This is a genomic window from Mesorhizobium sp. B2-5-4 (assembly GCF_006441095.1).
In the GTDB taxonomy this organism is placed as follows: domain Bacteria; phylum Pseudomonadota; class Alphaproteobacteria; order Rhizobiales; family Rhizobiaceae; genus Mesorhizobium; species Mesorhizobium salmacidum.
In genome coordinates, this window is record NZ_VFUR01000030.1 from 34,784 (window position 1) to 60,463 (window position 25,680).

A 25,680-nucleotide genomic window follows, 5' to 3' on the forward strand; every position below is an offset into this window, starting at 1 on the left:
TCTTGGCCGCGCGCCGCAAAGCGACGACGCAGATATCGCGACTGGCGCACCGCGCCGGCGGCACGGCTGCGGCCGACCGCATGGTGCCGGAGGAGACGCCGGTGGCGTTCTCGTTTGCCGGCACCACGCATGCGGTGATGATGGCGAGCCCCGCCGATTTCGAGGATTTCGCGCTCGGCTTCTCGCTGACCGAAGGCATCATCGCCGCGCCTGACGAGATCGAAGCCATCGAAGTGGAAGATCATGGCGCCGGCATCGATATTCAGATCCGGCTGAAGGACCGGGCCAATACGCGCTTCGAAGCGCGGCGGCGGCGGCTTGCCGGACCGGTCGGCTGCGGGCTCTGCGGCATCGAATCCATCGAGGAAGCGATGCGCTCGGTCGATGCGGTCGGTGCGTCGAAACTTACGCTTGAGGCCGACGACATCATCCGCTCGGTCAAGTTGCTGTCGAAGGTGCAGCCGCTGCATACCGAGACGGGCGCCGTGCATGCAGCCGGCTTCTACGTGCCTGGCAAGGGCGTCGTCATGGCGCGCGAGGATGTCGGCCGCCACAATGCGCTCGACAAGCTGGCGGGGGCGCTGGCCAAGGCCAATATCGATGGCGCATCGGGCGCGGTCGTGGTGACCAGCCGTGTTTCGGTCGAGATGGTGCAGAAGACGGCAGCGATCGGTTCGGCCTTCATCATCGCCGTTTCCGCTCCCACCGCCCTTGCCATCCGCACGGCGCAGGAAGCCGGCATGACGCTAGTGGCGTTGGTGCGCGGCGATGATTTCGATGTTTTTACGCACCCTGACCGGGTGATCTCCGGAGTTACCCAGCATGTCGCATGACGAAGAGCACATCATGAGCACACGGGAAAAGCTGGTGCGCATGGCCAACCAGATCGCCGCCTTTTTCCACTCCAGGCCACGCGAGGAAGGCGTTGCCGGCGTCGCCGAACATATCAACAAGTTTTGGGAGCCTAGGATGCGGCGCCAGTTTTTCGAGATGCTGGACAGCGGCGGCGAAGGCTTCGACGAACTGGTTGTGGTCGCTTCGGCCAGGATCAAGCGGCCGATCACGCCGGCGGAGGCCGATCTCAAGCTCGGACTCGAGGCTTTTCCGGGCGACGTCGCGGCACCGCAAGAATAGCCGCGGCGGCCGCACATTCACTTCCGCTAAAATATAAACTGCCGCAACCGGCGCGGCTCTGCTATGGTTGGCGAACAGAAATCGTCAGGCCGGGCGGACACCCTCGTGAGGCCGATCGAGACCCGATACGCCCTTAGCGGCGAGGTGCGGATCGCCTATCAGGTGATCGGCCAGGGGTCGTTCGATCTCATCTTCGTGCCGGGCTTCATCTCCAATCTCGACCTGCACTGGGAAGACGAGGGCTATACCAGGCTCCTGAGGCGGCTTTCGGCGTTCTCACGGCTGATCCTGTTCGACAAGCGCGGCACGGGTCTCTCCGACCGCGTCGACGTCCATCACCTGCCCAGCCTCGAGACCCGCATGGACGATGTGCGCGCGGTGATGGATGCGGCCGGCAGCGGCCGTGCCGCCCTGCTTGGCGCTTCCGAAGGCGCGCCGATGGCGATGCTGTTCGCCGCCAGCTATCCGGAGCGCGCGCGGGCGCTGGCGCTCTATGGCGGCTATGCGCATTTCCACAAATGGGTGATGCCGCCGGAGCGTCTGGAAGCCTTCATCGCGACGGCCGAGACGGCCTGGGGGACAGGCGCCACCTTGCCCAATTTCGCGCCGGGCAGGGTCGATGACGCCCGATTTTCAACCTGGTGGGCGCGGTTCGAACGGCTCTCGGCCAGCCCGACGGCAGCGGCGGCGCTGGCGCGGATGAACGCGGAGATCGACGTACGCGGTATCCTGGCGGCGATCGACGCGCCGACGCTGCTGATCCATCGCCGCAACGACGTGCGGGTCGATCCCGACGCCAGCCGCTTTCTGGCCAGGAAGATCCCCAACGCGCGGCTGGTCGAAATCCCGGGGCGCGACCATCCGATCTGGACCGGCGATGTCGACCGGGTGGCCGACCTGATCGAGGAATTCCTGACCGGCGAGCGCGCCGTGGCCGAAGCCGAACGCGTTCTGGCGCACTTCTGGTGACACGCATCTACGACACGGCACCGCTTGGCGACAGGATGTGGAGCGAACGCAGCGAGCATTTCCACGAAACATGGCGGACACTTGTGGTGCGCCATGGCGGGCGCTGCGCGGATATGCATGGCGAAATGATGATTTCGCGTTTCGATGGCCCGGGACGGGCCTTACGCTGCGCGGCGGCGTTGCGCGACGCGGCGCAGCAAATCGGGGTGGCGAGCGCGCAAGGGGCGCATGTCGGCGAGATCGAGTTGCGCGGGCCCCCTGCAGGATTGACGAGCCGCGTGACGATACAACTCGCCGCTCTCGCCGGGCGCGGCGAGATACTGGCATCGAGGCTGGTCGCCGATCTGGCAGTCGGCTCGGGACTTCATTTCGTCGATCGCGGGCGTATCGCCATCGACGAGCTGGACGAGCCGCTGGCGCTTCTGCTTGCGATGTCCGAACAGCACCTGGAACCGGCTTGCCGGCCCAAGACCAGGGCGACCGAACCGGCCTGCCTGAGAACGCGCGAGAGCGAAGTCGTGAATTTGATCGCCGATGGCAAGAGCAATGCGGCGATCGCCGCGGAACTCAGGCTGAGCGAGCACACGGTCAAGCGCCACGTCGCCAACATACTGCTCAAGCTCGACCTGCCATCGCGAGCGGCGGCGGCGGCATTTTCCGCCAGGCAGACTGGCCCGGACGGGCCATGAGAGCCATGGCGCTTTCGGGCGAAGCGGGGACACCGATGTAGGCGCTATCAATTCCCCATGCAGGCCAAGGCGGATATCGCCGGGAAAGGCGCTGCGAACGGAGGATGAAATGCCCAAGTCAAAACTGAATGTCAGGTCACTTATGATCGCGGCGGGCATTGGCGCGCTGTTCACGATCACTCCGGCGAAGGCCGAGGATGCGTCGGCGACAGCGGCCTACAAGGACATCGAGGCGACGCTCGGCTCGGTGCCGGATATGTTCAAGACACTGCCTGACGTCGCCATCGCCGGCGCCTGGGCCGAGATCAAGGGCGTCCAGCTCAACCCCAAGACCGCGCTCGACGGCAAGACCAAGGAGTTGATGGGGCTCGCGGTCGCGTCACAGATCCCGTGCCAGTATTGCATCTATTTCCACACCGAGGCCGCCAAGCTCAACGGCGCGAGCGACGAGGAGATCAAGGAGACGATCGCGATGGCGGCAATCGTTCGCCATTGGTCGACGATCCTCAACGGCAGCCAGGTCGATCTCGCGACCTTCAAGAAACAGACCGACGGCGTATTCGCTGCCGTAAAGGCGAAGTCGCAGTGAAGACCCCGGCCCGGCGATGAGTGCCGGGCGGCACCTCAAAGCATCAACCGCCCGATCGTGAAGACGGGCATATGGAGGATAAATGCTGACCAAGACCCAAACAGTGGACGGCGCGGCGATCAAGAAGGCGATCGAAGGGCGTGATGGAAAGATGCTGTCGAGCTTCTATGCCGACGATGCGCTGGTGCGGGTAATCGACCGCAACAACCCGCCGAGCAAGCCGCGCGAAATCCGCGGGCGCGCGGCGATCACGACGTTCTGGGACGACATCTGCAGCCGGGCGATGACCCACAAGATCGACACCACCATCGCCGACGGCGACAGCCTGGCATTCACCCAGGCATGCGCCTACCCGGACGGCACCAAGGTGTTCTGCGCGGCGATGCTGGAGTTGAAGAACGGCCTGATCGCGCGCCAGACCGTCGTGCAGGCCTGGGACGAGTAGATCAACCCGCGGCCCGAGCCGCAAATGATGGAGGAGAATCAACATGTTCAGCGCCAGATGGCAGATCGACGCCAAGTTCGGGCACAAGCAGACGGTGCTCGAGTTGATGCGGAAATGGGAACGCGAGATCGGCTCGCAGGTCGGCCTCACGGAACTCAAATTCCAGATCATGACCGGATCGATCGGTGCCCGTGAAGCGACGGTCGAGTCGCATCACCAGGTCGAGAGCCTGGCCCAGTTGGAGGCGATGTTTGCCAAGATCGGCAAGATCGACGCGCACGCCAAATGGGGTAAGGAGATGGAGCCCTATGTCGTGTCGGGCACCAGCCTGTGGAACATCTATCGCATCGTGGAGTAGCGGCTGTGCAACTATCTCTCCCCTTGTGGCCCGCCCTTCGGGCCCACAAGGGGAGAAGGACGGGCGGCGTCCCGGCTCTTCGCAGGCTCAGGGCGTTAGACGCTCGAAAAGCCAAGCAATTGGCTTTTCGTCCGCTTCGCGCACCGCTTCTCACCCATGCGCAACCATCACGTGGCGCACGGCGGTGTAGTCCTCCAGCGCGTAGAGCGACATGTCCTTGCCGTAGCCGGACTGTTTCAGCCCGCCATGCGGCATCTCGTTGGTCAGCATGAAGTGGGTGTTGATCCAGGTGCAGCCATATTGCAGGCGGGCGGCAGTCGCCATGGCGCGTGAGACGTCCCTGGTCCATACCGATGACGCCAGACCGTAGTCGCTGTCGTTGGCCCAGCTCACCGCCTCGTCGACTTCCGCGAAACGAGTGATCGAGACGACCGGGCCGAACACTTCGCGGCGCACGATCTCGTCCTCCTGCAGCGCACCGGCGACGACGGTCGGCTGGTAGTAGAAGCCGGTGCCCTCGCCCGGCTTGCCGCCGGTGGTGATCTCGATGTGCTTCAGCTCCGAGGCACGCTCGACAAAGCTCGAGACGCGATCGCGCTGGCGGCGCGAGATCAATGGCCCGATTTCGTTCTCGGTGTCGTCGGGCTGGTTGTATTTGATGGTCGAGACGGCGGAGGACAGATCGGCGACCAGCTTGTCGTAGATCTTCTTGCCGGCATAGATGCGGCAGGCGGCGGTGCAGTCCTGGCCGGCATTGTAGTAGCCGAAGGCGCGCAAGCCCTTGACGACGGCGCCGAGATCGGCGTCGTCGAAGACGATGACCGGCGCCTTGCCACCAAGTTCGAGATGCGTGCGCTTGACCGATTTGGCGGCGGCCTGCAGCACCTTCTTGCCGGTGGCGACGTCACCGGTGATCGAGATCATATTGACCTTGGGATGGTTGATCAGCGTGTTGCCGACGCTGTCGCCCCGGCCAAGCACGACATTGACGACGCCCTCGGGCAGCACTTCGGCCAGAATCCTTGCCAGCTTCAGCGCCGTCAGCGGCGTCTGCTCCGACGGCTTGAAGACGACGGTGTTGCCGCCGGCGATCGCCGGCGCCAGCTTCCAGGCCATCATCATCAGCGGATAATTCCATGGCGCGATCGAAGCGACGATGCCGATCGGATCGCGCCGCACCATCGAGGTGTGGCCGGGCAGGTATTCGCCCGCGACCACACCCGGCATGGAGCGGACCGCGCCGGCGAAGAAGCGGTAGCAGTCGACGATGGCCGGGATTTCGTCATTGAGCACTGCGTTGATAGGCTTGCCGCAGTTCAGCGCCTCGAGCGTGGCAAATTCCTTGGCCTCGGCCTCGATGCGGTCGGCAATTTTGAGCAGGTAGCCGGAGCGTTGCGCCGGCGTGGTGCGAGACCACAAGACGAACGCTTGTCCCGCTGCCGCAACGGCGGCCTCGATCTGTGCCTGACTGGCTTCGGGCAGGTTGAGAATGGTCGCCCCGGTCTTCGGATTGAGGATCGGCTCCTCGGTCTCGGCGCCCTTCTCGAATTTGGAGCCGATCAGCATCTGGGTGTCCATTGGGGTCTCCTTGGGCAGAGGTGAGTAGTGAGTAGTGGATGAGCTTCCACCGTGGATTCGGCTATTCCCTGCTCACTACTCACCACTCACTTTTTTCATTTCCCGCTTCCGGCGATCTGGTCGCCGTCGCGGGTCAGGTAATAGGCAAACAGGATCGGCAGCAGCGTCACCAGGACGACGACCATGGCCACGACGTTGGTGACCGGACGCTGGCGCGGACGGATCAGTTCCTCCAGCATCCAGATCGGCACCGTCTGCTGCTGGCCGGCGGTGAAGGTGGTGACGATGACCTCGTCGAAGGAAAGGGCAAAGGCGAGCATGCCGCCGGCGAGCAATGCGGTGGCGATATTGGGCAGCACGACGTGGCGAAAAGTCTGGAAGCCGTCGGCGCCGAGATCCATAGAGGCCTCGATCATCGAGCCCGAGGTGCGACGGAAACGAGCGACGGCGTTGTTGTAGACCACGACCACGCAGAAAGTGGCGTGGCCAAGCACGATCGTCCAGAACGAGAAGGGGATGTCTGCCAGCGCGAAGGCCGAACGCAGCGCGATGCCGGTGATGATGCCGGGCAACGCGATCGGCAGGATAACCAGCAGCGAGATGGTTTCGCGGCCGAAGAATTTCGTCCGCGACACGGCGGCGGCGCACAGCGTGCCGAGCACCAGCGCAATCGTGGTCGAGATGGCGGCGACGCGGACCGACAGCGACAGCGCTTCCCAGACATCGGGCCGGTTCCAGGTGACGGCGAACCATTGCGTGGTCAGCCCGGGCGGCGGCCAGACGAAACTCTTCTCCTCGGTGGTGAAGGCGTAGACGAAGATCAGCAGGATCGGCAAATGCAGGAAGAGCAGGCCGCAGGCAGCGGCGGCCTTCAGGCCGAGCGGAGCGGATTGACCAGGGTCAGAGCGCATCGAAGGCCCCCATGCGCTTGGCGCCCCAGAGATAGAAGCCCATGATGACGATGGGCACCACGGTGAAGGCGGCGGCCAGCGGAATGTTGCCGGCCGTGCCTTGCTGCGAATAGACGGCCTGGCCGATGAACAGGCGCGACGTCCCGATGATCTGCGGGATGATGTAATCGCCCAATGTCAGCGAGAAGGTGAAGATCGAGCCGGCGACGATGCCAGGCAGCGCCAGCGGAAACAGCACGTTGCGGAAGGTCTGGCCGGGCGAGGCGCCGAGATCGGACGACGCCTCGACCACATTGCCGGGCACGCGCTCGAGGGCCGCCTGAACGGGCAGGATCATGAAAGGCAGCCAGACATAGACGAAGACGATGAAAGTGCCGGTGAACGATACCGACAGCGAATTGCCACCGACCACGGGCAGCGACAGCCAGGCGTCGAGCAGCCACAACAAGTGCAGCTTGGTGAGCAGCCAGGTCAAAATGCCTTCCTTGGCCAGGATCAGCTTCCAGGCATAGATCTTGACCAGATAGCTCGACCACAGCGGCAGCATGACGCCGAGATAGAACAGTGCCTTCCAGCGGCCGCGTGCATAGCGCGCCGCGTAGTAGGCAATGGGGAAGGCGACGATGGCCGAAGCCAGCGTGACCAGGGCCGCCATCGTCACCGTGCGCAGGATGATGTCGAGATTGGCGGCCTGTAACAGGTCGCCATAGGTCTTCAGCGTGAACTGGCGGTTGATGAGGCCGGAGAACTCGTCGATGGAGAAAAAGCTCTGCGCCAAAAGCGCGAACAGCGAGCCGATATAGACGATGCCGAGCCACAAAACCGGCGGCAGCAGCATGAGGAGCAGCAGGACTTTTGGCCGGCGCCAGAAAAGGTCGGAGAGCGCACCGCGCGGACCGCCGCTGCCGGGCAGGATGGCGGGTACGGGATTGGCGTTGAGGGCGACGATGCTCACGGCGCCACCACGTCGATTGGATCAATGGCGGCAAGGCCGAGATCCTTCACACCCCCCTCTGTCCTGCAGGACAGAGGGGAGTGCTTCACGCAAACGTCAATCATACCGGCTCGTCCATAAGATGCAGGTGCTCGCGGTTGAAGGTGAGCACCACCGCCTCGCCCTCCGCCGGCAGGGCAGTGCCGGCCGGCACCACCGCGTGCAGTTTCAATCCGTCGGCATCGAGCGCCAGCCGGGTGGTGGCGCCGAGATAATTGGTCGAGACGAGGCGCGCGGCGACGCCCTCGCCGCTTGCGGCACGGCCGACGCGAATGGATTCAGGCCGCAGGCTGCCCCAGCGGCTCTGGCCTGAATAACGCTGGACGAAATCCGGCGGCAGCACGTTCGAGGAACCGACGAAATCAGCGACAAAGCGCGTGCTTGGCCGCTGATAGATGTCCTCCGGCGTGCCGATCTGCATGATCTTGCCATCGTTGAAGACTGCAACGCGGTCGGCCATCGACAGTGCCTCGCCCTGGTCGTGGGTGACGAAGACGAAGGTGATGCCGAGCGCCTTCTGCAGCGATTTCAGCTCCTCCTGCATGTTTTCACGCAGCTTGAGGTCGAGCGCGCCGAGCGGCTCGTCGAGCAGCAGCACCTTGGGCTGGTTGACCAGCGCGCGGGCGAGCGCGACACGCTGGCGCTGGCCCCCGGAGAGCTGGCCGGGCCGCCGGGCGCCGTAGCCGGGCAGTCGCACCAGCGAGAGCGCTTCTTCCGCCGCCTTGTGCCGCTCGGCCTTGCTCACGCGCTTGACCATCAGCCCGTAGGCGACGTTGTCGAGCACATTGAGATGCGGGAACAGCGCGTAGTCCTGGAACACGGTGTTGACGTTCCGGCGGTAGGGCGGCACGCCTTCGGCACGCTCGCCGAAGATCGAGATCGAACCCGCCGTCGGCTGCTCGAAGCCGGCGATCAGGCGCAGACACGTGGTCTTGCCGGACCCGGACGGCCCGAGCATGGCGAAGAATTCGCCCGGCACGATGTCGAGGTCGACCGCGTCGACGGCGCGAACGCTGCCGAAATGGCGCGAGACTCTTTGAAAGGAAACGGCTGGGGTCATGGGGTCCCGATCTGTTAGGCTCGTCAAAATCTCGGGCGTTGGCGCTGCCCCTCATCCGCCTGCCGGCACCTTCTCCCCGTATAGAGACGAGGAGAAGGGACGTGCTTCAACGCTGACGATCCCCTCTCCCCGTTCTTGACGGGGAGAAGGGAAGGGTGAAGGGGCGGCGCCGAGCTATCGGCGAAGCGAGGCGAAAATTACCGTCCACCGATGACGCCGATATAATCCGACACCCAGCGATAGTAGGGCACGCACTGGTCGTTCTGGGTGACGCATTTCGAGATCGGCGTCTTCCAGAACTTGATCTTGTCGAATTTGTCGTAGCCGTTGGTCTTGCAGCCTTCCTCGCCGAGCAGCTCGTTGCCCTTGCACGCGGCGGGCACGACCGGCAGCGAGCCGAACCAGGCGGAGACATCGCCCTGCACCTTCGGCGCCAGCGAATGCTCGAGCCACATGTAGGCGCAGTTCGGGTGCGCCGCGTCGGCTTCCATCATGGTGGTGTCGGCCCAGCCGGTGACGCCTTCTTCCGGTACGGTCGAGGCGACCGGCTTCTTGGCGGCGACCAGCGTGTTGACCTGATAGGGCCACGAGCCCGAAGCAACCACGCCTTCATTCTGGAAATCGTCGACCTGGATGGCGGCATCATGCCAGTAGCGGCCAACCAGCGTGCGCTGGACGCGCAGCAATTCGAGCGCCGCCTTGTACTGGTCCTCGTTCAATTCGTATGGGTCCTTGATGCCGAGTTCCGGCTTGTGGAACATCAGGTAGTTGGCGGCGTCGGCGATGTGGATCGGTCCGTCATAGGCCTGGACGCGACCCTTGTTGGACTTGCCGTCCGGCAGCTTCATCTCCTCGAAGACGACGTTCCAGCTCTTCGGCGCTTCCTTGAACACCTCGGTGTTGTACATCAGGATGTTCGGTCCCCACTGATAGGGCACGCCGTAATGAACGCCGCCGACAGTAAACCAGGGCGCGTCCTTCAGCCGGTCGTCGACCGTCTTCCAGCCCGGGATGAGATCGGTGTTGATCGGCTGCACGCGCTTGCCGGCGACGAGGCGCAGCGAGGCATCGCCCGACGCGGTGACGAGGTCGAAGCCGCCCTCGTTCATCAGCGAGACCATCTCATCCGAGGTGTTGGCGGTCTTGACGTTGACCTTGCAGCCGCTCTCTTTCTCGAAGGCGGTGACCCAGTCATAGCCCTTGTCGGTCTCGCCGCGCTCGATATAGCCCGGCCAGGCGACGATGTTGACCTCGCCCTCGCCCTTGCCGAGTTCCTTGACCTGGGCGATGGCCTGACCGGAGAGGGTCAGCGCGACCGCCAAAGCAGTGCACGACTTCAGGAATGAATTCATTATCGACTCCCATTTTGGCGCGTAATCCTGAAACCGCTCCGGTTTTCGCTGGATCACGCGCGGACTGAAAAACTTGTCAGCTCGTCCGTTGGACTGACGCCGCTCTGATGGCAGCTTGGGTCCCTGAAACGGAAGGTGCTTTGAAAATTCCGGTTTCGCAAATTCATTTATCAGAAGGCCGATATCGGTTTTTCCGATATCTCTATCACAGACGCTGGCGCACCGTCCGCTGCGACTGGGCAAGGCCGATGAAGTCGCGCGCCGCGGCGGCCAAGCCAGATCCCCGCCGCCAGACCATGCCGACCTGCACCACCGGCAAGGAACCGGAAATGTCGCGCGATTCAATGCGATCGCCTTCCAGCGACCAGGGCCGGTAGACAAGGTCGGGCAGCAGTGCCACGCCGGCGCCGGTGGCGACGAGGCTGCGCACGGCTTCCACGGAACGGGTGCGGAAGGCGACATGCGGCCTGGCGCCGATCGCCGTCAGCAGTTTGCCGGTGTTCTCCTCGATCTCGTCGACGGTCAGCATGATCAGCGGCTCGGAGGCGATATCGCCGATGCCGATAATGTCGGCGCCAGCCAAGGGATGGCCGAGCGGCAGCCACAGCCGGTAGGCCGAGACTTCGAGGATCTCCGATTGCAGGGCAGTGCGGTCGCGCAAATTGGAGGTGACCATGACGGCAATGTCGAGTTTGCCGCCGATCAGCAGGTGTTCGAGGTAGTCGCCATTGTCCTCTATGGCCGAGACCTCGACGCCCGGATAGGCGCGGCGGTAGCGTGAAAGCAGATCCGACAGCACATAGCCGGCGACCAGCGAGGTGACGCCGAGTTGCAGCCGCCCGCCCGCCACGGCCTGTTCGCCGGAAAAAGAGCGGCGCGCGTCGGACACATCGGCGAGAATCTTTGTCGCATGACGCAGGAACTGGTGGCCCTTGTGGGTGATGTTGAGGCCGCGCGGATGGCGCTCGAACAGTTCGACGCCAAGATCGCTTTCAAGTTCCTTGATCGCCTCGGTGACCGACGATTGCGAAATGGAGAGGTTTTGCGCGGCGCGCGACACCGTACCTTGTTCGGCAACGGCGATGAAGAACTGCAACTGACGGATGGTGAAGGCCATGGCCGACTAAACACCGGCAGGCAAGCGAAGGAAAGCCGGCTGCGGAGCTTATCCCGTGACCGGAGATTGGTGCAGCGCGGTCAGCCGAGCATCAGCCTAATGCGGCGTCGCCATGTCGGGCCATAGCGCAACGCAAGCATGAAGGCCGTCTCAAGCGCCACGACGATGACGATGATGCGCAGGCCAACCGCGAAGGAATCCTGGCCACTGCCGCGCATGAGGTAACCGGTCAGGAGAAAGCCCGCATTCCATATGGTGGCGCCAAGCAGTGTCGCGGCCGCGAAAGGCAAGGCAGGCAGACAAAGCGCGCCAGCAGCGATCGGCAGGTAATTGCGCACCGTCGGGATGAACTGTGCCAGCAAGGACACCCTGACATGATTGCGGCGATAGGCCTGGCCAAGCTTGCGATAGGTTTCGGGGCGCAGGAAGACATATCTGCCGGCTCGTCCGATCAGCCTGTCGGCACGGTCGAAGCCGATCCGGCGGCCGACCGCATACCAGACAAGGCAGCCGGCGAAGGAGGCGGAAGTTGTCATCGCCAGCAGGATCGCCAGCGTCGCATGGTCAGGCGCCGCCGTCATACCGAGGAACAGCAGCAGCACATGCGAGGGCGGAATCGGCAGGATCTTTTCGGTGAAGGCGAGGCAGAAGACGCCGAACAGGCCGAAGCCGAGAATGGCCGACAACGGTTCGGTCATGCGAAGCGCCAGTCGTATGTTTCTGACGTCTTGATCCTGGCGATGCGATAGACCGTCGCCGGCGGGAAGTTGCGAAAGGTATGGCCAACCCGCGTGACCTCGAGATCGAGCCTGTCGAGCAGCGACTGGTCGAACGGGCAGCGCCGTCCAAGCGTGAACTGATAGAGTGCTCCGTCCGGGCGAAGGTTGGCGAAAACACCTTCGAGAATGGCGAGCGTCCTGCGCGGCGAGATCAGCCGGAAAGGCAAGCCGCTGACGGCAGCACCAATCACCGGCCGGTGAAAGAGCGACAGATGGCGCAGGCCGACAGCATCCATCTCGAATATCCGGGCGGCCGGAAAGCGACGCTTGAGCAGTGCGGCAAAATCCGCATCGGATTCGATCAGCGTCAAATCTTCCTCCTTAACCCCGCGCGACAGCAGCGCTCGCGTGAACGGGCCGGTTCCTGGACCGAGCTCCAGCACGGGACCCGTCTCGGGTCCGATGTTGCGCGTCATCAATGCCGCTAGGCTGGAGCTGGACGGCGTGACGGAGCCGACCCTGAACGGCGCCACGGTCCACGCCACAAGGAAAGACAGAGCATCATTTGCAGGCATGGTAACCTCAATCCCGGACAACAGCACGCCAGATTGTGTGGCCAACTGATTCGTTTCAGCGCCATTTCGTTTCAACGTTGGGCCCGACCTGTTGCATATTCGGGCCCGACGCCTTCACGCCGGCATGGGCGATTCGTGCCGACCGGTGCTGTTTGCCGCGACTGGGTTGCATAGACATTGCGCGATCTCGAAGGCACAGAAAGCGTTTGTCGACCCGGGCCGTTCGGCTTTGCCATGTTTGCGCAATGTTGGCGCGGTAGCGCCCGAAGCTGCTGCTGGAGAATTGTCGATGCGAATCTTGCTGGTCGAGGACGAGCCTGAAATGGTCTCTGCCTTGCGTGCCGCGCTGAAGCGCCACGACATGGTGGTCGATCACGCCGGCTCGCTCATCGAGGCGGAAGGCTTCGTTGCCGCCGACAGCTATGACGCGATCCTGCTCGACCGCCAGTTGCCGGATGGCGACGGGTTGTCGCTGGTGCCCAGATTGCGTTCGGCCAAGAACACCACGCCAGTGCTGATGCTGACGGCGAGAGGCGACACATCGGACAAGGTCGATGGGCTGGACATGGGCGCGGACGACTATCTGGCGAAACCATTCGCCTTCGAGGAACTGCTGGCTCGCCTGCGCGCGCTGCTCAGGCGCCCGGCGCCGATGCAATCGCAATTCATCCGTGCCGGCGATCTGGTGCTCGATGTCGGGCATCGCGAAGCGTCGATCCGTGCCGAACCGCTCAGCCTGCCGCGCCGCGAACTCCTGGTGCTGGAGGCGCTGATGCGGCGCACCGGCCGCATGGTGCAACGCGAGGCGCTGATGGACGCGGTGTTCGGCCTCGATGACGAGATCCAGTCCAACGCCCTCGACACACATGTCTCGCGCCTGCGCCGCAAGCTCGCCGATGCCGATGCCGGCGTGACGATCAACGGCATTCGCGGCGTCGGCTATCTCCTGCGCGAGACGACATGAGCGCCAAGCAATGAGCCTCAAGCGCCCGCGTTCGCTGAAATGGAGCCTGGTGCTGCGCATCGCCTTGCTGCAATGCGCGATGCTGACGCTGATCATCGTCGGCATTCTCGTCGCATTGCTCGCCACCGGGCTCATTCCGCACGATTATGAGGACGGCACAATGGACGTGCTGGCGGATGCGGTGGCGCGTGACGCAGGCGGGAAGCTCATCCTGCGCGAGACCTCGGACCTGACGAAGCTGCGATCCGAGGTCCCCGATCTCTGGTTCATCATCCGAGACAAGCAGGGCCAGCGGCTGCAGGAGGGCACCATGCCGCCCATCTTCCAGCCTTTCGCCGGATTGCTGGACACTATCAGCGACGCCCGTATCGACCACGCAATCGGGCAAACCGCGCCGCCGGAGGGGAAGATTCGCTGGACCGATACGGCGGCCGGCAATGTCCAGATCTTCACCGGCACCAAGGGCGGGCTTTCGCTGTTGCGCCTGCTCGACCAGGCGCCGCAATTCTTCCTGCAAGGCATATTGCCGCTCGCCGGGCTGATGGCGCTGGCCACGCTGTTCGCGACACCCTGGGTGGTGCGTGGCGCCCTTTCGGGCCTGGGCCATGCAGCCGCCGAGGCTGAGCGCATCGACATCGACCAACGGGGTGTCCAGCTACCGCTGAAGGACGTACCGACAGAGGTGACACCGCTGGTCAAGGCGGTGAATGCGGCCCTTGCGCGGCTCGACAAGGGCTATGAGCGCCACAAACGTTTCCTCACCGACGCCGCCCATGAGCTCAGGACACCGGTCGCCATCCTCAACACGCGCCTCGCCTCGCTGCCGGCGACACCGGAACGGGCACGGCTGCTGCAGGATGCAGCACGGCTCTCGACGCTGACCGACCAGTTGCTCGACCTGCAGCGTCTCGACCGGCAGACATCGCCTTTCGAAAAGGTCGATCTCGTGGCGATTGCGCGAGGCGTCATCGTCGACCTCGCGCCGATGGCATTCTCGGCCGGATACGAGATGTCCTTCGAGCCGGAGAGGGACACGCTTTTTGCCACCGGCGACCGCACCGCGATTGAACGTGCGGTGACCAACATCGTGCAGAACGCCATCGAGCATGGCGGCCGCGCCGGCAAGATCACCGTCAGCGTCACAACGCCCGCCATCATCGAGGTGCGGGACGAAGGCGACGGCGTGCCACCGGGCGAGCGGGAGCGCATTTTCGAGCCCTTCTACCGATTGCGCCCGCAGGATCATGGCGCCGGCCTCGGCCTCAACCTCGTGCAGGAGATCATGCATCTACATGGCGGACGCATCGAAATCCTCGACGGCAAGCCCAGCGGCGCCTGCTTCAGGATGAGTTTTCGCGCGTTGGCGGCATAGCGTCGCCGCGAGTTCACACGGACGCCCGCGATGACATCAGTCGATGACAGACAGCAGACAACGAATTCCGGCGTCTATGCCGCCGGAGACGCGGCACGCCGATGCACAACATCGCCTTCGGCTAAATTCCCGCTTCGCCGCCGGCAATGCTGAGCCGCGCGCCGGCCTGTGCGAGGGCGGCGGCAATGTCATGCGGCGGCGCGCGATCGGTGGCGAGTTCGGAAAAGCCGTCGAAGCCGCAGACCTGAACCAAGCCCTGGCGGCCGAACTTCGTGTGGTCGGTGACGACGAGCGAGCGCTGGCCGCGCGACAGCACCATGCGGGCGAATTCCGCCTCGTCCAGATCAAAGTCCATGACACCCGTCGCCGCATCCACGGCGCCGGTGGAAATGATGGCGTGGCTGACCGAGAAGCGGCTGACGAACTCGATCGCCGACGTCCCGAACGCGGCTCCTGAATCGCTGCGCAGCTCGCCGCCGGCCATATAGACCTTGTTGCCGTTGATGGTGGCCAGCGTGCGGGCAATATCAGACGAGTTGGTGACGACCGTCAGGCGCCGGTGGCCGAGCAGTTCGCGCGCCAGGAACGAAGTCGTGGTGCCGGTGTCGAGCATGATCGATTCGCCGTCACGGATGGTGGCGGCAACCATGCGTGCGATGACCCGCTTGGCATCGGCATGCTCGCGCATGCGCCGTTCGAACGGCGCTTCGCCGATCATCGACGGCAAGCCAATGGCGCCATGCATCTTCAGAACCGAGCCGTCGCCGGTGAGCGGCTTGACGTCCCGCCGCACGGTTTCAAGGGAAACGCCCAACCGGCCGGCCAGGCTGGCGATGGTGACGGTTCCCTCTTCCTGCAGCAGCCGCAGGATCTCGCCATGCCGTTTCGAGTGGATCATATGTGCGCGTCCCGGAGTTTGCCCGTTCCCAAGGCATTCCTAACGCTTTTAAAGGAATTGCCCATGCTTTCGGGCAAAATACCCAAAAAAAGTCACATCTTTTTATTGACAGAAGAGCAACCCTGGCGTGAAATCCAACCTTAACAGGGGTTCGGAGCTGCAGCGGGAGGGTGATTGGCAGAGCCGCAACTCATTGACCAGGCAGTCTGCAACGTGTCTGGCGCAAGGAATTTTCAGATCCGCGGGGGCGGATGCCGGGCTCAAAAACCTGGCCAAGGGGCTCGTCGGTGCGGTGCGGGATACCGATCCTGGCGTCCCGCACCGACGAGATCGTTTGCGTTTCTCCCCGCCGTCATTGCGTTGCCCAGGGCGCCTTGGCGAAACCCGGCAAACCAGCCCAGCAAACCAGGGATGATCCCGTGATTGCCGAAGACCGCATCCGCGCCCTGCCCTGCTGGACGGGCGCCATCGAGATCGCGCCGCTGCCCGGCGGCTTGAGCAACGCGAATTATGTGGTCACCGACACGGCCGGCAAACATGTCGTGCGCTTCGGCCAGGATTATCCGTTCCACCATGTCTTCCGCGAACGCGAGGTGATGACCGCGCGGGCGGCTCACGCCGCCGGGTTCGCGCCGGCGGTCCATTATGCCGAACCAGGAATCCTGGTGACGGCGTTTCTTGGCGCCAAAACCTATCTGGCCGAGGACGTGCGCGCCAATCTCGGCCGCGTCGCGGCGCTGATGCGCGGCTTCCACCGGGAGATGCCCAACCATATCTCCGGCGCCGGCTTCATGTTCTGGGTGTTCCATGTCATCCGCGACTATGCGCGCACGCTTGAAGAAGGCGACAGCCGCAAGCGTGGTGACCTGCCGCGCTTCCTGGCGCTGGCCGACGAACTGGAGCGCGCCCAGAAATTGCTGCCGATCGTCTTTGGCCACAATGATCTTCTGCCTGCCAATATTCTCGACGACGGCAGCAGGCTGTGGCTGATTGATTTCGAATATGCCGGCTTCAACACGGCGATGTTCGACCTCGCCGGCGTCGCTTCGAACGCGGGCATGAGCAATGAGGAATCCTTCGCTTTCCTGACCGCCTATTTCATGAAGGAACCAGATGAGGCGATCCGCCGCTCGCACGCCGCCATGCAATGCGCCTCGCTGCTGCGCGAGGCGATGTGGAGCATGGTGTCGGAACTCTATCTCGACGCGCCCGGCATCGACTACGTCGCCTACACCGAGGAAAACCTGGTGAGGCTCGACGCGGCGCTGGAAAGCTACCGGACAAAATACGGGATCCTGAAATCATGACCTTGCCTAGCCAGGCCGCGATCGTCGTCATCGGCGGCGGCATCATCGGCTGTTCGACGGCCTATCATCTGGCGCGCGACCACAAGGCCGACGTGGTGCTGCTCGAACAGGGCAAGCTGACCTCGGGCTCGACCTGGCATGCGGCCGGCCTGGTCGGGCAATTGCGCTCGTCGGCCTCGATCACGCGGGTACTGAAATACTCCGTCGACCTCTACAAGGGGCTGGAAGCCGAGACCGGACTCGCCACCGGCTGGAAAATGACCGGCTGCCTCAGGCTCGCCACCAATGCCGACCGCTGGACCGAGTACAAAAGGCTGGCGACGACGGCGAGAAGCTTCGGGATGGACATGCAGCTTCTGTCGCCCGCGGAGGTCAAGGCGATGTGGCCGCTGATGGAGACCGGCGATCTGGTCGGCGCGTCCTGGCTGCCGACCGACGGCCAGGCGAGCCCTTCCGACATCACGCAGTCGCTGGCCAAGGGCGCGCGCATGCATGGCGCCAAGCTCTACGAGGGGGTGCGTGTCACCGGCTTCGAGATGAAGGGCGACCGCATCACGGCGGTGAAGACCAATCAAGGCGACATTGCCTGTGACAAGGTGGTGAACTGCGCTGGGCAATGGGCGCGGCAGGTCGGCGCCATGGCCGGCATCAACGTGCCGCTGCAGCCGGTGAAGCACCAGTACATCATCACCGAGAAAATCGCGGGGCTGGCGACCGACGCGCCGACGCTGCGCGACCCCGATCGGCGCACCTATTTCAAGGAAGAGGTTGGCGGGCTGGTGATGGGCGGCTATGAGCCGAACCCGCAGGCCTGGACAACCGGTCTCCCCCGAGGCGACGTGCCCGACGACTGGGAGTTCCGGCTGTTCGACGACGATTACGATCATTTCGAGCAGCACATGGCTCAGGCGATCGCGCGCGTGCCGGCGCTGGAGACGGTCGGCGTCAAGCAGATGATCAACGGGCCGGAAAGCTTCACGCCCGACGGCAATTTCATCCTCGGCGTGGCGCCCGAATGCGCCAACATGTTCGTCGGTGCCGGCTTCAACGCTTTCGGTATCGCCTCGGGCGGCGGCGCCGGCTGGGTGCTGGCGCAATGGGTGGTCGACGGCGAGGCGCCGCTCGACCTGTGGGTGGTCGACATCAGGCGCTTTTCCAACCTGCACCGCGACCGGCAATGGGTGTGCGAGCGCACGCTGGAAGCCTACGGCAAGCACTACACGATCGGCTTCCCGCACGAAGAATACGTCAGCGGCCGGCCGCGCATCGTCTCGCCGCTGTATGAGCGGTTGAAGCAGCAACGCGCCGTGTTCGGCTCGAAGCTCGGTTGGGAGCGGCCGAACTGGTTCGCGCCGAAGGGCGTCGAGCCAAAGGACCTCTATTCGATGGGCCGGCAGAACTGGTTTGCCGCCGTCGGCGACGAGCACCGGCACGTGCGCGAGCATGTCGGCATCTTCGACCAGTCGTCCTTCGCCAAATATGAGCTGAGCGGCCCCGACGCGGCCAAGGCCCTTGACTGGATCTGCGCCAACGACGTCAGCAAGCCGGTCGGCCGGCTGACCTACACGCAACTCCTCAATACGCGCGGCGGCATCGAGGCCGACCTGACCGTGTCGCGGCTGGCCGAGGAAAAATTCTACATCGTCACCGGCACCGGTTTCCGCACCCATGACGCCTCGTGGATCAGCGACCATATTGGCGGAGGCCTCGATGCCCAGCTCGCCGATGTCACCGAGGATTTCGGCACGCTGTCGCTGATGGGGCCGCGCGCCCGCGATGTGCTTTCGGCCGTGACCAATGCGGATGTGTCGAATGCCGGCTTCCCGTTCGGCCATGTGCGGGAAATCGTCATCGCGGGTCACACGGTCCGGGCGCTGCGTGTCACCTATGTCGGCGAACTGGGCTGGGAGCTGCATGTGCCGATCGCCGCCACCGGCGAAGTCTTCGACGCGCTGATGGCGGCCGGCGGGAAGCACGACATCCGGCCGATCGGCTACCGCGCGCTGGAATCGCTGCGGCTGGAAAAGGGCTATCGCGCCTGGGGCTCCGACATCACGCCCAATGACACACCGCTGGAGGCCGGGCTGGGCTGGGCCGTAAAGCTGCGTAAGAACACCGACTTCGTCGGACGACGCGCACTTGAGAAAGTTGGCGGCGCGTCCCTGACGAAGCGCTTTGCCGGCTTTACGGTCGACGATCCGGAGATCGTGCTCGTGGGGCGCGAGACCATACTGCGCAATGGCGAGCCGGTCGGCTATTTGACCAGCGGCGGCTACGGCTACACGGTCGGCAAGAACATCGGTTACGGCTATGTGCGCAACGCCGAGGGGGTGAACGATGATTTCCTCGCCTCGGGCAGCTATGAACTGGTGGTCGCGATGCAGCGGACGCCGGCTCAAATCTGTCTTGAGCCGCTATACGACCCGGCAATGGAGCGCGTGAAGGCTTAACTCACGCGCAAAGCGAGGCCACGGCTGGGGACGGTATCGGCCTCGCCAGGCATCGAGACGTAGGGACGTGTTTCCTCAATGCGGACGACTAGGCCCTGCGCCTCGAGTTCGGCGATGCGCGCGGCAAAGCCCTGATCCCACAACGTGTTCTTGACCGTCAGCACGATCACTCCGCCCGGCCGGCAGATGCGGATCAGTTCGTCCAAACCGTCGGCGCCGACATGACCCGAGGTGAACACACCGGCCGAGATGATGCCGGCATAGGTGTCGTTGGCAAAAGGCAGGTCACCGCCGAGTGCCAGGCAATGCAGCGCCGAATAGACGCCCTTGCGCGCGGCCTGATCCAGCATGCCCTGTGAGATGTCGAGCGCCTCGACCTGGGGATAGCCGGCAATGTCGAGCCATTCGCCGATCAGCCCGGTACCTGCCCCGGCGTCGAGCAGCGGGGCTGAACCGCGCGGCAGATGGCGGGCCAGCAAGGCAAGGCAGATCGTCGGGTGGCGGTAGCCGGCGGCCGACATGTCGGCGTCATAGGTTTGCGACCACCTGTCATAGAGTGTCGCTACCTCTTCCGGGCGCTTGGCCGCGTAGGCCTCGCCGAGCGCGCCTTGATGTTTGCCGTCCGTCACGTGTCGACCAATCCCTCGTCTTGCCGGGATGATAGCCAAACGGCGAAAATTGTGGAACCGTTGTCTCAAAGAAATAGCGCGTGGGGACGCAGGCATGGTGACAGACGAGGCGCGGGCAAAACTTGCCGCCATTCCGGTGCTGGCCGGCTACACCGGGCCGCTGGAACGGCTTGGCGGCCTCACCAACCTCGTCTTCAAGGCCGGCGATTACTGCCTGCGCGTTCCGGGCAAAGGCACCGAGGAATACATCAACCGCGCCAACGAAGCGGTGGCGGCACGCGAGGCGGCAAAGGCCGGCGTCAGTCCCGAGGTGCTGCATGCCGATGCCGCCACCGGCCTGATGGTGACGCGCTACATCGCCGATGCCGAGACGATGTCGCCGGAGAAATTCAGGGAGCGGCAGGGCAGTCCGGCCCGGGCGGCCGAGGCCTTCCACAAGCTGCACGCGTCCGGCGCGGTATTCCCCTTCCGCTTCGAGCTGTTTTCGATGATCGACGACTATCTCAAGGTGCTGTCGACCAGGGATGTCGCCCTGCCCGCCCGTGGTGCGCGCGGCCGGCAGCGTGCGCTCGGCCCTGGCCGTCCACGCCTTGCCCCTCGTCGCCTGCCATTGCGATCCGCTGTGCGAAAATTTTCTCGATACGGGCGAGCGGATGTGGATCGTCGACTGGGAATATTCCGGGATGAACGACCCTCTCTGGGATCTCGGCGATCTCAGCGTCGAAGGCAAGTTCGACGCGGCCCAGGACGAGGAGCTGATGCGCGCCTATTTCGGTGGCGAGGCGAAGCCGGCGGAGCGCGGCCGCGTCGTCATCTACAAGGCGATGTGCGACTTGTTGTGGACGCTGTGGGGGCTGATCCAGCTTGCCAACAACAATCCGGCCGACGATTTCCGCGCCTATGCGGACGGCCGCTTCGCGCGCTGCAAGACGCTGATGGAGACAGAAGAATTTTTGCGGCACCTTGCTGCGGTACGCCAGGGCTAAAGCGCGTCGCGGTGAAGCGTATTCATGCGACGCGCTTTAGATTTTTGTTTTGATGCATGTCGTTCTCCCAGAACCGAGGCCACTTTTGAGCGACATGCATTGGGGCACCCGAAATCCGGGCCCTACAGCATGTCGCGGCGAACAGGATTCGCCGCGACATGCTGTAAGCTTCTGATTTAATGCATGTCGTTGTCCCGGAACCGAGTACACTTCCGGGCGACATGCATTAGTTCACACCCTTCGGCACGTTCTCCGGCGGCACCGTGGTGTCGACCACTTTCTGGCGATGGAAGATGAACAGGCCGGCCAGAACGATGATGCCGGAGCCGATCAGGATACGCGGGCCGGGAACGTCGCCGAAGAACACCAGCCCGAACACCACCGCCCACAGGAGCAGCGTGTAGTGCAGCGGCGCCAGTGTCGAGGCCGGCGCCAGTTTCAGCGCCCGCGTGATCATCAGATGCGCACCGCAGGAGACGATGCCGAGCAGCAGCATGGCGCCGAGATCGAGCGCCGACGGCGTCTTCCAGGCACCGATGGTCAGCACGCCGCCAACCAACAGCGTGCCGATCGTCTGCCATGTCACCAGATTGGTGTCGCTGGTGCCGCGCAGGCGCCGGTTGAGGATGATGGCGAATGCGAAGGCAAGGCTGCCGACAAGCGCGAAACCCGATGACAGCGAAAACGCGGCAGAGGACGGTTTCAGCATGATCACCACGCCGCAGAAGCCAAGCAGGATCGCCACCCAGCGGCGCCAGCCGACCTTTTCGCCAAGCAGGAAATGCGATAGCGCCGCCACATATATCGGGCCAGCCATGTAGAAGCTCATCACATCGGCAAGCGGCAGAAAGACGACGGCGGCGTAGAACAAAGCGGTGTCCAGCGTCGTCGCCACCACGCGCAGGACCTGCAGCCCGGGCCGTTCCATCTGGAACAGTCTGCCAGCGCCCTGGTTGGCGATCATCGGGCCGAGCACGATGAAGGCGCCGATAGAGCGGATCAGCACCACCTGGCCGACGGAAAAGCTGGTGACCAGCCATTTGCCCATCGCGTCGTTCAGCGCAAACAGAAAGTCGCCCGCCAGCATCAGCAGGATGCCGGCCAGAAGCACATTCTTGACCATCGAATTCCGGGCGACGGGCTCAACCATGCCCGGCTCCTAGACTCAAGCGCCAACTTTGACGAGTGGGAATCGAAGAAACGGTAAGACCAGCCGCGGAAATCGGCTGTATCTACCCGGATTTGTGCCGCCGGTTCACCTGCGACGGCCTGCCGGAGATCGAAAGCCTGGTATCCTGCCTTGTCCGCTCCGCCACCACCTTGCCCCTGGCGATGACGCAGATGCGCTCGGCGCGCAGGCGCAGGGCCTCGATCGGATTGCCGGCATCGAGGATCACCAGGCTGGCGCGCTTGCCGACAGCCAGGCCAAGATGATCGAGGCCCATGATCGCGGCGTTGACGTTGGTGACCATGTCGAAGCAGCGCGCCATGTCGGCGGGGCTCGACATCTGGGCGACATGCAGGCCCATGAAGGCGACGTCGAGCATGTCGGCGGTGCCCAGCGAATACCAGGGATCGAGCACGCAATCCTGACCCCAGCCGACACGGATGCCCAGCGCCTGCATTTCCTTGACCCGCGTCATGCCACGCCGCTTCGGGAACGTGTCTTGACGGCCCTGCAGCATGATGTTGATCAGCGGGTTGGGGATCGCGGAAACACCGGCCTCGGCGATCAGCGGCAACAGTTTCGAGACGTAGTAATTGTCCATCGAATGCATGGAGGTTAGGTGCGAACCGGCCACCTTGCCCTGCAGGCCGAGGCGCTGCGTTTCATAGGCCAATTGCTCGATGTGACGCGACAGCGGGTCATCTGTCTCGTCGCAATGCAGGTCGACCATGAGGCCGCGTTTTGCCGCGATCTCGCACAATTCGGTCACCGAGCGCCTGCCGTCGGCCATGGTGCGCTCGAAATGCGGAATGCCGCCGACGATGTCGACCCCCATGTCCAGCGCGCGCATGGTATTTTGGCGCGCCGTCGGCGAGCGATAGAACCCGTCCTGCGGGAAGGCCACCAATTGCAGATCGATATAAGGGGCGACGGCCTTCTTGACCTCCAGCAGCGCCTCGACCGCCAGCAGCCTGTCGTCGCAGACATCGACATGGGTGCGGATGGCCAGCAGCCCCATCGACACCGCCCAGTCGCAATAGGCGAGCGCCCGATCGCGCACCGCTTCGTGCGTCAGGAGCGGCTTCAGTTCGCCCCACAGCGCAATGCCCTCGAGCAGCGTGCCCGACGCGTTGATGCGCGGAAGACCATAGGAAAGTGTGGCGTCCATATGGAAATGCGGATCGACGAAGGGCGGCGACACCAGATTGCCACGGGCGTCGACCTCGGTCCCCGCGGAACCCTCGAGCTTCGGCTCGATCGCAATGATCGTCTCGCCGCTGATCCCGATGTCGGCGATGCCGCCATGCGGCAGCGTGCCGCCACGAACGATTAGGTCGAAATCCATCTCTCATCATCCCGCTTGAAGAATCACAGTTGCATCGTGTCTCAAAAGGCAGCCTGCCGCAGCGGTTTCTTTCCATGGCGGCAAGGTTCCCTCCGGCGGCAACTCCCTCTATAAGCCGCCTTCGTCATCCCGGCATCAAGGATCAGCCGTGTTTCGCTTCTTCCGCTCGACGGAAAACCAGCGCCTCGTCGCAAGGCTGCTCCGGGAATCGTTCCGGCAGCACAGGGCCGGCTACGCCGCCGCCATCCTGTCGATGCTGGTGGTGGCCGGCATGACGGCCGCCAGCGCCTGGATCCTGCGCGAAATAACCAATGAATTCGTGATCGACAAAAGGGTCGATCGCGTCAACATGATTGCCGTGGCGGTCGCCGCGATCTTCATCGTCAAGGGCATCGCCAACTTCGTCCAGGCCTACTTCATGAGCCGGGTCGGCAACGCCATCATCGCCGAACGGCAGCGCAAGATCTACGACCGCGTCCTGGCGCAAGGCATCGAATTCTACCACTCGACCTCGTCGTCCGACCTGATCACCCGCATGACCAACAATGCCCAGGCGGCGCGCAACGTGCTCGACCTCATCGTCACCTCCTATGTGCGCGACCTGGTGACGCTGGCTGCCTTGATTGGGGTCATGGTCTGGCAGCAGCCGGCGCTGTCGCTGATCTGCTTCGTCGTCGGTCCGCTGGCCATCTATGGCGTCAACCGCATCCTGAAGCGTGTGCGCAAGTTCGCCGCCATGGAGTTCCGTTCGGTCGGCCAGATCGTCCAGGTGATGCAGGAAACCGCGATCGGCGTGCGCGTGGTCAAATCCTTCAACCTCGAAGGCTTGATGCGCAAGCGCATGTACAGGGCGGTGTCCGATGTCGAGGACCGGGCCAACAACATCGCCGCGCTGGAAGCGGTGACCAATCCGGTGATGGAAACGCTGGCCGGTCTGGCGATCGCCGGCGCCGTCATGGTCAGCGGCTTACTGGTTCTGAAGGGCGGCCAGATGCCTGGCAACATCATGGCCTTCATCGCGGCGCTGCTGCTTGCCTATGAACCGGCAAAGCGCCTCGCGCGCGTCCGTATCTCCCTGGAAAGCGGCATTGTCGGCGTGCGCATGATGTTCCAGTTGGCCGACGAGCCTCTGACATTGGCCGAGAAGCCGGATGCAAGGCCGCTTCATGCCGGACCTGGCGAGATCCGGTTCGACGCCGTCAGCTTCGCCTATCAGAATGGCCCGCCAGTGCTTGACCGGTTCGACCTGGCTCTTGCGGCCGGCAAGATGACGGCGCTGGTCGGCCCCTCCGGCGGCGGCAAGTCGACGATCCTGAACCTTATCATGCGCCTATATGACCCGAAGAGCGGCAGGGTGCTGCTTGACGGACAGGACATTTCCTATGCCACGCTCGCCTCGCTTAGGGAAAAAATCGCCTATGTCAGCCAGGACACGTTCCTGTTTGCCGGCACGATCATGCACAACATCCGGCTTGGGCGGCAAGATGCGACCGACGACGAGGTGATCGCAGCGGCCAAGGCGGCCAACGCGCATGACTTCATCATCGCGCAGGCGAAAGGCTACGAAACGGATGTCGGCGAGAATGGCGGCCTTTTGTCGGGCGGTCAGCGCCAGCGCATCTCGATCGCCCGCGCTATGCTGCGCAACGCCGAAATCCTGCTGCTGGACGAAGCGACCAGCGCGCTCGATGCCGAATCCGAGGCGCTGTTCCGCGATGCGCTGCAACAGCTGACGGAGGGGCGCACCACGATCGTCATCGCCCACCGCTTGTCGACCGTGCACCAGGCCGACACGATCGTGGTGCTGGAAGCCGGCAAGGTGGTGGAAAGCGGCCCGCACAAGACCCTGCTGGGGCAAGGCGGGCTTTACCAGAAGCTTTATGAGTATCAGCTGATGCCGTGAGGTTTTTCCTTCTCCCCTTGTTGTGCAGGGCTATCGCATATGAGTGATGGCATTGATGAGATAGTCGTCATTCCAGGCGCATTTCTTGATGCGGTGGCTGATCGGGACTTTGTCTGTGTCGGCGATTTGGAGGATGTTTCTGGCGATGCGGTTGAGGAGCGCGGTGTT

24 protein-coding genes and 1 pseudogene are annotated in these 25,680 nt (G+C 63.8%); 13 read left to right on the forward strand and 12 right to left on the reverse strand.

The genetic code is table 11. The annotated features are described in order from the left end of the window. Positions 1–2: 2 nt before the first annotated feature. The 7 genes from fdhD (at position 3) to FJ492_RS26405 (ending at position 4,184) form a co-directional block, all read left to right on the forward strand. Positions 3–833 carry a formate dehydrogenase accessory sulfurtransferase FdhD gene (fdhD, locus tag FJ492_RS26380; RefSeq protein ID WP_140509198.1) on the forward strand — a complete coding sequence of 277 codons (831 nt, stop codon included), beginning with the start codon at positions 3–5 and terminating at the stop codon, positions 831–833. Beyond that, positions 823–1,134, forward strand: coding sequence for a formate dehydrogenase subunit delta (locus FJ492_RS26385; protein WP_027142158.1), 312 nt, complete (start codon positions 823–825; stop codon positions 1,132–1,134). The genes fdhD and FJ492_RS26385 overlap by 11 nt, the downstream gene beginning before the upstream one ends. Before the next feature lie 105 nt (positions 1,135–1,239). Continuing rightward, positions 1,240–2,103, forward strand: a complete 864-nt coding sequence (locus FJ492_RS29345; protein ID WP_246676129.1) for an alpha/beta hydrolase — start codon at positions 1,240–1,242, stop codon at positions 2,101–2,103. Next, complete coding sequence (locus FJ492_RS29350; protein ID WP_246676130.1) at positions 2,100–2,792, forward strand: LuxR C-terminal-related transcriptional regulator; 693 nt, start codon at positions 2,100–2,102, stop codon at positions 2,790–2,792. Before FJ492_RS29345 ends, FJ492_RS29350 begins: the two co-directional genes overlap by 4 nt. 109 nt (positions 2,793–2,901) lie before the next feature. Next, entirely contained in the window at positions 2,902–3,381 is a 480-nt protein-coding gene (locus FJ492_RS26395) for a carboxymuconolactone decarboxylase family protein (RefSeq protein WP_140716557.1), read from the forward strand. Between the two features lie 82 nt (positions 3,382–3,463). Then, entirely contained in the window at positions 3,464–3,826 is a 363-nt protein-coding gene (locus tag FJ492_RS26400) for a nuclear transport factor 2 family protein (RefSeq protein ID WP_140716555.1), read from the forward strand. 43 nt (positions 3,827–3,869) lie between these two features. Beyond that, positions 3,870–4,184 carry a hypothetical protein gene (locus tag FJ492_RS26405; RefSeq protein ID WP_015314126.1) on the forward strand — a complete coding sequence of 105 codons (315 nt, stop codon included), beginning with the start codon at positions 3,870–3,872 and terminating at the stop codon, positions 4,182–4,184. Positions 4,185–4,334: 150 nt separating this feature from the next. On the opposite strand, the gene FJ492_RS26410 is transcribed toward FJ492_RS26405, so the two are convergent. The 8 genes from FJ492_RS26410 to FJ492_RS26445 all read right to left on the reverse strand — a co-directional run bounded on the left by FJ492_RS26410 (position 4,335) and on the right by FJ492_RS26445 (position 12,490). Further along, on the reverse strand, positions 4,335–5,762 hold the full coding sequence (locus tag FJ492_RS26410) for a gamma-aminobutyraldehyde dehydrogenase (RefSeq protein WP_140716553.1): 1,428 nt from the start codon (positions 5,760–5,762) through the stop codon (positions 4,335–4,337). Between the two features lie 95 nt (positions 5,763–5,857). Beyond that, positions 5,858–6,673 (reverse strand): ABC transporter permease, encoded by an 816-nt coding sequence (locus FJ492_RS26415; RefSeq protein ID WP_140509190.1) that lies wholly within the window; start codon positions 6,671–6,673, stop codon positions 5,858–5,860. Beyond that, entirely contained in the window at positions 6,663–7,622 is a 960-nt protein-coding gene (locus FJ492_RS26420) for an ABC transporter permease (RefSeq protein ID WP_140509240.1), read from the reverse strand. The genes FJ492_RS26415 and FJ492_RS26420 overlap by 11 nt, the downstream gene beginning before the upstream one ends. Before the next feature lie 106 nt (positions 7,623–7,728). Beyond that, positions 7,729–8,727 carry an ABC transporter ATP-binding protein gene (locus FJ492_RS26425; protein ID WP_140773083.1) on the reverse strand — a complete coding sequence of 333 codons (999 nt, stop codon included), beginning with the start codon at positions 8,725–8,727 and terminating at the stop codon, positions 7,729–7,731. 197 nt (positions 8,728–8,924) lie between these two features. After that, on the reverse strand, positions 8,925–10,079 hold the full coding sequence (locus FJ492_RS26430; protein ID WP_140773085.1) for an ABC transporter substrate-binding protein: 1,155 nt from the start codon (positions 10,077–10,079) through the stop codon (positions 8,925–8,927). A gap of 205 nt (positions 10,080–10,284) precedes the next feature. After that, complete coding sequence (locus FJ492_RS26435; protein ID WP_140509184.1) at positions 10,285–11,196, reverse strand: LysR substrate-binding domain-containing protein; 912 nt, start codon at positions 11,194–11,196, stop codon at positions 10,285–10,287. A gap of 80 nt (positions 11,197–11,276) precedes the next feature. Further along, on the reverse strand, positions 11,277–11,894 hold the full coding sequence (locus tag FJ492_RS26440; protein WP_140773087.1) for a DedA family protein: 618 nt from the start codon (positions 11,892–11,894) through the stop codon (positions 11,277–11,279). Then, positions 11,891–12,490, reverse strand: coding sequence for an rRNA adenine N-6-methyltransferase family protein (locus tag FJ492_RS26445; RefSeq protein WP_140773089.1), 600 nt, complete (start codon positions 12,488–12,490; stop codon positions 11,891–11,893). Before FJ492_RS26445 ends, FJ492_RS26440 begins: the two co-directional genes overlap by 4 nt. Positions 12,491–12,779: 289 nt before the next feature. Here FJ492_RS26445 and FJ492_RS26450 point away from each other — a divergent pair, with 289 nt between their 5' ends. Further along, on the forward strand, positions 12,780–13,454 hold the full coding sequence (locus FJ492_RS26450) for a response regulator transcription factor (protein WP_140509178.1): 675 nt from the start codon (positions 12,780–12,782) through the stop codon (positions 13,452–13,454). 10 nt (positions 13,455–13,464) lie between these two features. Then, a complete protein-coding gene (locus FJ492_RS26455; RefSeq protein WP_140773091.1) occupies positions 13,465–14,826 on the forward strand; it encodes a HAMP domain-containing sensor histidine kinase in 1,362 nt (453 codons plus the stop codon). Between the two features lie 121 nt (positions 14,827–14,947). Here FJ492_RS26455 and FJ492_RS26465 read toward each other — a convergent pair whose 3' ends face one another. Continuing rightward, positions 14,948–15,724: a DeoR/GlpR family DNA-binding transcription regulator gene (locus FJ492_RS26465; protein ID WP_140773093.1), complete on the reverse strand. Its 777-nt coding sequence runs from the start codon at positions 15,722–15,724 to the stop codon at positions 14,948–14,950. Between the two features lie 419 nt (positions 15,725–16,143). Between FJ492_RS26465 and FJ492_RS26470 the strand changes: the two genes are divergently transcribed. Further along, positions 16,144–17,031: a phosphotransferase family protein gene (locus FJ492_RS26470; RefSeq protein WP_140773096.1), complete on the forward strand. Its 888-nt coding sequence runs from the start codon at positions 16,144–16,146 to the stop codon at positions 17,029–17,031. Beyond that, positions 17,028–19,481, forward strand: a complete 2,454-nt coding sequence (locus tag FJ492_RS26475; protein WP_140773098.1) for an FAD-dependent oxidoreductase — start codon at positions 17,028–17,030, stop codon at positions 19,479–19,481. Before FJ492_RS26470 ends, FJ492_RS26475 begins: the two co-directional genes overlap by 4 nt. Here FJ492_RS26475 and FJ492_RS26480 read toward each other — a convergent pair. Further along, on the reverse strand, positions 19,478–20,110 hold the full coding sequence (locus FJ492_RS26480) for a class I SAM-dependent methyltransferase (protein ID WP_140773100.1): 633 nt from the start codon (positions 20,108–20,110) through the stop codon (positions 19,478–19,480). The genes FJ492_RS26475 and FJ492_RS26480 overlap by 4 nt on opposite strands. Before the next feature lie 94 nt (positions 20,111–20,204). Between FJ492_RS26480 and FJ492_RS26485 the strand changes: the two are divergent. Further along, positions 20,205–21,096: pseudogene (locus FJ492_RS26485) on the forward strand (phosphotransferase family protein). Positions 21,097–21,322: 226 nt separating this feature from the next. Here the strand turns inward: FJ492_RS26485 and FJ492_RS26495 are convergent. Both FJ492_RS26495 and FJ492_RS26500 read right to left on the reverse strand, forming a co-directional pair. Next, positions 21,323–22,246 (reverse strand): DMT family transporter, encoded by a 924-nt coding sequence (locus FJ492_RS26495; protein ID WP_027142177.1) that lies wholly within the window; start codon positions 22,244–22,246, stop codon positions 21,323–21,325. A gap of 82 nt (positions 22,247–22,328) precedes the next feature. Beyond that, a complete protein-coding gene (locus tag FJ492_RS26500; RefSeq protein ID WP_140509164.1) occupies positions 22,329–23,609 on the reverse strand; it encodes an amidohydrolase family protein in 1,281 nt (426 codons plus the stop codon). Between the two features lie 148 nt (positions 23,610–23,757). Between FJ492_RS26500 and FJ492_RS26505 the strand changes: the two genes are divergently transcribed. After that, entirely contained in the window at positions 23,758–25,512 is a 1,755-nt protein-coding gene (locus FJ492_RS26505) for an ABC transporter ATP-binding protein (protein WP_140746273.1), read from the forward strand. The last annotated feature ends 168 nt before the right edge of the window (positions 25,513–25,680 follow it).